The organism is Citreimonas sp. (assembly GCF_042096055.1).
Lineage (GTDB): Bacteria > Pseudomonadota > Alphaproteobacteria > Rhodobacterales > Rhodobacteraceae > Citreimonas.
This window is the reverse complement of the sequence record NZ_JBELMH010000016.1, coordinates 1-6,670: the sequence shown is the minus strand read 5'-3', so window position 1 is coordinate 6,670 and position 6,670 is coordinate 1. Positions and strand designations below refer to the sequence as shown.

Here is a 6,670-nt window from a genome sequence, read left to right as displayed (position 1 = left end):
CCGCGCGCCGCTGCCGGCGCAACCCGTAATGCTGAACGTAATCCGACAGCAGCAACTGCGCCTGCGCGTAAAGCGCGATCGCCAGCAGCGCCGCGATACCTGCGCCGCCGCCCAGCAGCACAGCCAGCGCCAGCGACATCGCCGACCCGGCCGCGTAGCCCCAGTAGGGGTGCAGGCCGCGGCCCGCACGCAGCCGCCGCTCGGCCCGCCATCCGGCGCGGAACGACCCGACCCAGGCCCGCGGCGCGTAGCGGTAGAACCCCTCGTGCAGCCGCGCCGAGTTCGGATCGCCGTCCGATGCCGCATGTACGTGATGCACCCGAAGATGGGCCGAGGCGTGGTGCCCGAACAGGATCGACGCGTAGACCGCCACCCCCAGCAGCCGCGGTGCGCGCGCCTTGCGGTGGATCAGCTCGTGCGCGTTGGCGTTGCCGACCTGGCCGATGAACAGCGACGCCGCCACGAAGATCAGCACCTTGTCGAGCGTGTCGTGAGCGGCGCCGGACAACGCAGCGACCGCGCCGAACAGGATCGGGAAATGCACAAGGCCCAGCGCGACCGACAGTGCTGCGCCGGACGGGAATTCCTGCCCTACGCGATCGGGCGCCGCCAGCGCCGCGATCCGGTCCAGTGCCCAGGCGAAGACCGTGATGACGGCTGCCGCAACCGCCGCCCAGGCCCCGCCCAGCACGATGCCGGCCGCCAACAGTGCCGTCACTCCGATCGTCACGATTGCAAAGCGCATGCCGCCCCCGCCGCGTCGCGCCCCCGCGGCGCATGCCGATCCAGACGCGCGAATCGTGCCCCGGCCAAGGCGAAACCATGGAAATCCCGGTTCGCCGCCGCCGGTCCAGCCGCGCGCCCGTCCGCGCAGGCGCTTTCAAATCCCGGCGCGGCGTATTAACTCAGGCGAAACGACGGCAAGGCGGTATCCCCATGTCCTTCTTCGGCAAGCTCAAGACGAAGCTCTTCAAATCATCGTCCCGGCTCGACGAGGGGCTCGACGCCATCGTGCAGGACGGCGACGGCGAAGCCGACGCGCCGTCTCCGCGCGAACCGGAAACCCCCGACATCCCGCCCGCGCCCGAACCGGAATCCCCGCCCGCGCCCGAGGTCCCGCAACCGCGGGATCCGCAGCCCGAGCCGACCCCCGAAGTGCCGCCCGCGCCGCCGCCCGAGCGCGAGGAGCCGCGCGACCCGGTGCAGCCCGCCATCCCCGAGGAACTGCCGCGCACGCCCGACGAGGATACGCGCGCCCCGGCCCGGCCGGGCCTGTTGGGCCGCCTCTTCCGCGGCGCGGATGCGGCGCCGGTCGTCCGTCGAACCCTCGATGACGAGATGCTGGAGCAGCTCGAGGAACTGCTGATCGCGTCTGACATGGGCGTGGAGACCGCCCTGCGCGTCACCGCCAACATCGCCGAGGGCCGCTACGGCAAGCGCCTGTCGGTGCACGAGATCAAGACGCTTCTGGCGGCCGAGATCGCCCGCATCATGGAGCCCGTCGCCCGCCCGCTGCCGATCTATCCCAAGCGCCCGCAGGTGGTGCTGGTCGTCGGCGTCAACGGCTCGGGCAAGACCACGACGATCGGCAAGCTCGCCAGCCAGTTCCGCGCAGCGGGCAAGTCCGTGGTCATCGCCGCGGGCGACACGTTCCGCGCCGCGGCGGTCGAGCAGCTGCAGGTCTGGGGCGACCGCGCGGGCGTGCCGGTGCTCACCGCGCCCGAAGGATCCGACCCCGCCAGCCTCGCCTACGATGCGATGGGCAAGGCACAGGCCGAGGGCGCGGATCTGCTGATGATCGACACCGCCGGTCGTCTGCAGAACCGCGCCGACCTGATGGAGGAATTGGCCAAGATCGTCCGCGTGATCCGCAAGAAGGACCCCGACGCGCCGCACAACACGCTGCTGGTGCTCGACGCCACCACCGGCCAGAACGCGCTCAACCAGGTCGAGACCTTCCAGAAGCTCGCGGACGTGTCGGGCCTCGTGATGACCAAGCTCGACGGCACCGCCAAGGGCGGCGTGCTGGTGGCGCTGGCCGACCGCTTCGGCCTGCCGATTCACGCGATCGGCGTGGGCGAGCAGATAGACGACCTCGCCCCCTTCGACCCCGAGGAATTCGCCGCCGCGCTGACCGGCCTCGCCGCCGAAGATCGCGCCGCATGAGGGTTGCGCGCGCCGCCGCGCCGGCTTCTTCTCTCCGGAAATATCCCGGGGGAGGCCGCCCGTCAGGGTGGAAGGGGGCAGAGCCCCCAAGCGAGCCCGCCGCATGAGCGAATGGCTGATCTCCATCGAGGGCACCGAGACTGGCCAGACCGTCGCGCTGTGCCTCGCGCTTCTGGCGGCCTTCCTGCACGCGGCGTTCGGCGCGCTGCAGAAGGGCAAGCACGACCCCTGGCTGTCGCGTGGTGCCATCGACGGCTGCTACGGCCTGATCGCGCTGCCGGTGGCACTCTTCCTCGTGCCCTGGCCCGAGCCGCACATGTGGCCGATTTTCGCCGGCGCCTTCGTGATCCACGCGGCCTACAAGTTCCTGCAGGCCGCCGCCTACACCCAGGGCGCCTACACCGTGGTCTACCCGGTCGTGCGCGGCACCGGGCCGCTCTTCGCGATGATCGGCGCGATCCTGTTCTTCGGCGAATCCTATAGCGCGATGCAGTGGCTGGGCGTCGCGATCCTCGTCTCGGGAATCTTCGGCCTTGCGGTCTACAACCTGATCTTTCTCGAGGTCGACCGCGCCAAGCTGCCCTCGGCGCTGGCGCTCGCGGTGGCCACCGGCGTGTTCGTCGCGCTTTACACCACTTACGACGCGTTCGGCATCCGCGCGACGGCCGATCCGTTCACGTTCCTGGCGTGGTTCTTCGTCGTCGACGGCTGGCTGATGCCGCTGGTGGCGCTCTGGCGCCTGCGCAGCAGCGGCGAGCGGCCCGAACCCTGGCCGCTGTTGCGACGCGGCGTCATCGGCGCGTTCGTCGCGTATTTCTCGTTCGGCTCGATCATGCTGGCCACGCGCCTCGACCAGGTGGGCGAGGCCGCCGTGCTGCGCGAGACCTCGACCGTCTTCGCCGCCATCATCGGCTGGCTGGTCCTGCGCGAGACCGTCGGCCCCCGCCGCATCGCGCTGATGGCGCTGATCGCGCTGGGTGCCGTCGTGGTCGAGATGGGCGGCTAGCATTGCGCCGACGCGCTCCGCGGCCTAACTAGCCCCAAACGGGAGACACGCATGGCAGACCGCAAGATCCATCCCGCGCTCAAGAGCGCGCTCGAACTCGGCCCGGTGATCGGCTTCTTCGTCGCCTATCTGTGGCTCAAGGACGAGGTCTACACTTGGGGTGGCACGGAATATGACGGCTTCATCGTCGTCACCGCGGTCTTCATCCCGATCTTCCTGCTGGCGATGGGCGTCCTGTGGGCGCTGACCGGGCGGCTCAGCCGGATGCAGGCGTTCACCGCAATCGTGATCGTGATCTTCGGCGGGCTGTCGGTCTGGCTCAACGACGAACGCTTCATCAAGATGAAGCCGACGATCATCTACCTGCTGTTCGGCGGCCTCTTGGCGGCGGGCCTGCTGCGCCGGCAATCCTGGCTGCAATACGTCATGGAAGAACTCATGCCCATGCGCGACGAGGGCTGGCGCATCCTCACACGCCGGGTGATGTGGCTGTTCTTCGCGCTGGCGGCCGCGAACGAGATCGTCTGGCGCTTCTTCGCGACCGAGACCTGGGTCTATTTCGAGACCTTCGGCCTGCCGCTGGCGGTCTTCGCCTTCTTCATCCTGCAGGGGCCGCTGTTCTCGGCGCATGGCATCCATGACGATGCGGACGGCGAAGCCGGAGGCGACGCCCGCCGCTGATCCAGCAGTCGGCGCGAGGACCGCACCGCCCCCAGTCTTTCCCGGACTTTCTAGCCGCGCGCGGTGCGCTCGATCTTCGTGCTGAGGTGGATCAGGCTTTCCGACGACCGCACCCCCTGCGCCTCGCCGATCCGGTCCAGGGTCGCGTCCAGTTCCTCGGTCGTGTCGGCGGACAGTTGCACGATCATGTCGACGCGGCCTGACGTGGTGTGCACCGTCTCGACCACCGGCATGGCCCGCAGCCGCGACAGCACCGCGGGGGTAGCGCGCGCCTCGACGCTGATCAGGACGGTCGCGCGCAGCGGTGCGCGCAGGGCTGCGCCCCGCCTGATGGTGAAGCCCGCGATCGCGCCGCGCGCCACCAGCCGGTCCAGCCGCGCCTGCACCGTCGACCGCGCCAGCCCTAGCTTGCGCGCCAGATCGGCGGTCGGCAGGCGGGCATTGTCCGACAGTGCGGCGATCAGCGCGCGGTCAGTTTCGTCGATCTGCAAGGGAACCCCGCCGTTCTGTCGTTCATTTCCGTCATATTGGTCGATCCGCCGCGCGAATCCGAGCGAATTCCGCGTCACCTTGGTGGAAAGCGACCCAAACGACAGGAGCAGGTCATGGCGGGCGACAGCAGGCATCTCTTTCACGACACCGACGCGGCCGCCGACGCGGCCGCCGCGCTCGACGACGATGCGCCCTACTTCCGCCACGCTGCCGAAGCGCTCGCGCGCGTGGCGCGTGTCTTCCTGACCGGCTTTCCCGGCCTCGTCACCTACGCGGTCAAGGCCAACCCCGCGCCGGCCGTCATTGCCGGCCTGCACCGCGCGGGGATCACCGCCTTCGACGTCGCCTCGCCCGCCGAGATGGCGCTGGTGCGCGACGCGGCGCCCGGCGCCGCTCTGCATTACCACAACCCGATCCGCTCGCCGGCCGAGATCGCCGTCGCCCGCCGACACGGCATCGCCAGCTGGTCGGTCGACCGCCCAGGCGAGCTGGACAAGCTGGGCGATATCGCGGGCGACGAGATCGCCGTGCGCTTCAAGCTGCCGGTGACCGGCGCCGCCTACGATTTCGGGGCCAAGTTCGGCGCCGAGCTGGATATCGCGGTCGCCCTGCTGCGCCTCGTGGCCGAGCGCGGCGGCAAGCCGTCGCTGACCTTTCACCCGGGCACGCAATGCGAGGGCGCCGAGCCCTGGGCCCGCTACATCGCCGCCGCCGCCGACATCGCGCGTCGCGCGGGCGTGCCGCTGACGCGCCTCAACGTCGGTGGCGGGTTCCCGTCGCACCGCGCGGGCGACGCGCCGACGCTGCAGGGGCACTTCGACACCATCGCACAGGCCGCACGCGCCGCCTTCGACACGCCCCCACCGCTGGTGTGCGAGCCGGGCCGCGCGCTGGCCGCCGACGCGGCGCAACTGGTGCTGCGCATCAAGGCCGTCGACGGGCGCACGCTGTTCCTCAACGACGGGCTCTACGGCGCGCTGGGCGAATGGCGCGACCTGCCCGCGACCGACCGGATCGCGGTCGTGGATTCGGACGGCCGGCCCCGACGCGGCGCCGCCGTACCGTGGCGCGTCTTCGGACCGACCTGCGATTCGCTCGACATGCTGCCCGCGCCCCTGCCGCTGCCCGAGGACCTGCGCGAGGGCGACCACGTGATCATCGGCGGGATGGGTGCCTATGCCGCAAGTCTGGTCACGCGTTTCAACGGCTACGGCACGACCCGCGTTGCCGCGCCGGCAAGCACTGGACACCGGCGCCGCGCCGTCTAAGGTCCGCCGCGACGGGGTCGCGGAGGGAAACGCATGGAAAAGTTCGGTAAAAGCCAGTCGGTCGCACGGGTCGAGGATCTGCGCTTTCTGACCGGGGCAGGGCGCTACGTCGACGACATCGCGCCGGCGGACGCGCTGCGCGCCTATGTCCTGCGCTCGCCGGTGGCCCATGCCGAGATCACGACGCTCGACACCGCCGACGCCGAAGAGGCGCCGGGGGTGCATCTGGTGCTGACCGGGCAGAAGATGCTCGACGCAGGGCTCGACACTGCGATGAACGCCGTTTTGACCAAGAACCGCGACGGCTCGTCCGCGGCATCGCCCAAGCGGCCCACGCTTGCCGAGGGGCGCGTGCGTTTCGTGGGTGAACCGGTCGCCATGGTCATCGCCGACACGCTAGAACAGGCGCGCGACGCGGCCGAGCTGATCGTCTTCGACTACGACGACCTGCCCGTCTGCACCGAACTCGGCCCCTCGAACCACGCGATCCACCCCGAGGCGCCGAACAACCGCGCCTTCGACTTCGGCATCGGCGACGAGGCCGCGACCGCCAAGGCGATCGAGAGCGCCGCCCGCGTCGTGCGGCTGGAAGTGACCGACCACCGCATCATCTCGAACCCGATGGAGCCGCGCGCGGCCTACGCCGAATGGTCCGGCGACCGGCTGCACTTCGCCTTCGGCGGGCAGGGCGTTTGGGGCATGAAGGAGCAGCTGTCGCGCATGCTGCACCTCGACCGAGAGCAGGTTCATGTGACCACGCCAGACGTGGGCGGCGGCTTCGGCACCAAGACGATGCCCTACCCGGAATACTTCGCCGTGGCCCATGCCGCGATGAAGCTGGGCCGGCCGGTGCGCTGGTTCTCGGACCGGTCCGAAGCGATGCTGTCGGACAACGCCGGCCGCGATCTGGTGACCATGGCCGAGATGGCCTTCGACGAGAACAACCGCATCACCGCATACCGGCTGCACAACCTCTCGAACCTCGGCGCGTACAACTCGCAGTTCGGGCAGCTGATGCAGGGGCAGCTCTTCTCGCGCGTGCTGACGGGCGTCTACG

The 6,670-nt window shown here is 70.1% G+C and carries 7 protein-coding genes; 5 read left to right on the top strand and 2 right to left on the bottom strand.

Annotation, left to right across the window (positions count from 1 at the left end; genetic code table 11):
- Positions 1-730 (bottom strand): fatty acid desaturase (locus tag ACFDTC_RS05815; protein ID WP_375257935.1); only part of this gene is annotated, 730 nt, incomplete at its 3' end.
- 206 nt (positions 731-936) lie between these two features.
- Here ACFDTC_RS05815 and ftsY point away from each other — a divergent pair.
- The 3 genes from ftsY to ACFDTC_RS05800 all read left to right on the top strand — a co-directional run bounded on the left by ftsY (position 937) and on the right by ACFDTC_RS05800 (position 3,853).
- Positions 937-2,166: a signal recognition particle-docking protein FtsY gene (gene ftsY, locus ACFDTC_RS05810; protein WP_375257934.1), complete on the top strand. Its 1,230-nt coding sequence runs from the start codon at positions 937-939 to the stop codon at positions 2,164-2,166.
- Positions 2,167-2,269: 103 nt separating this feature from the next.
- Positions 2,270-3,172: an SMR family transporter gene (locus ACFDTC_RS05805; protein ID WP_375257933.1), complete on the top strand. Its 903-nt coding sequence runs from the start codon at positions 2,270-2,272 to the stop codon at positions 3,170-3,172.
- A gap of 51 nt (positions 3,173-3,223) precedes the next feature.
- Positions 3,224-3,853, top strand: coding sequence for an inner membrane-spanning protein YciB (locus ACFDTC_RS05800; protein WP_375257932.1), 630 nt, complete (start codon positions 3,224-3,226; stop codon positions 3,851-3,853).
- Positions 3,854-3,903: 50 nt separating this feature from the next.
- Here the strand turns inward: ACFDTC_RS05800 and ACFDTC_RS05795 are convergent, their stop codons facing one another.
- Entirely contained in the window at positions 3,904-4,344 is a 441-nt protein-coding gene (locus ACFDTC_RS05795; RefSeq protein ID WP_375257975.1) for an Lrp/AsnC family transcriptional regulator, read from the bottom strand.
- A gap of 114 nt (positions 4,345-4,458) precedes the next feature.
- Between ACFDTC_RS05795 and ACFDTC_RS05790 the strand changes: the two genes are divergently transcribed.
- Together ACFDTC_RS05790 and ACFDTC_RS05785 are read left to right on the top strand one after the other, a co-directional pair.
- Positions 4,459-5,613: a type III PLP-dependent enzyme gene (locus ACFDTC_RS05790; RefSeq protein ID WP_375257931.1), complete on the top strand. Its 1,155-nt coding sequence runs from the start codon at positions 4,459-4,461 to the stop codon at positions 5,611-5,613.
- 33 nt (positions 5,614-5,646) lie between these two features.
- The coding region (locus tag ACFDTC_RS05785) for a xanthine dehydrogenase family protein molybdopterin-binding subunit (protein WP_375257930.1) at positions 5,647-6,670 on the top strand (1,024 nt) is incomplete at its 3' end.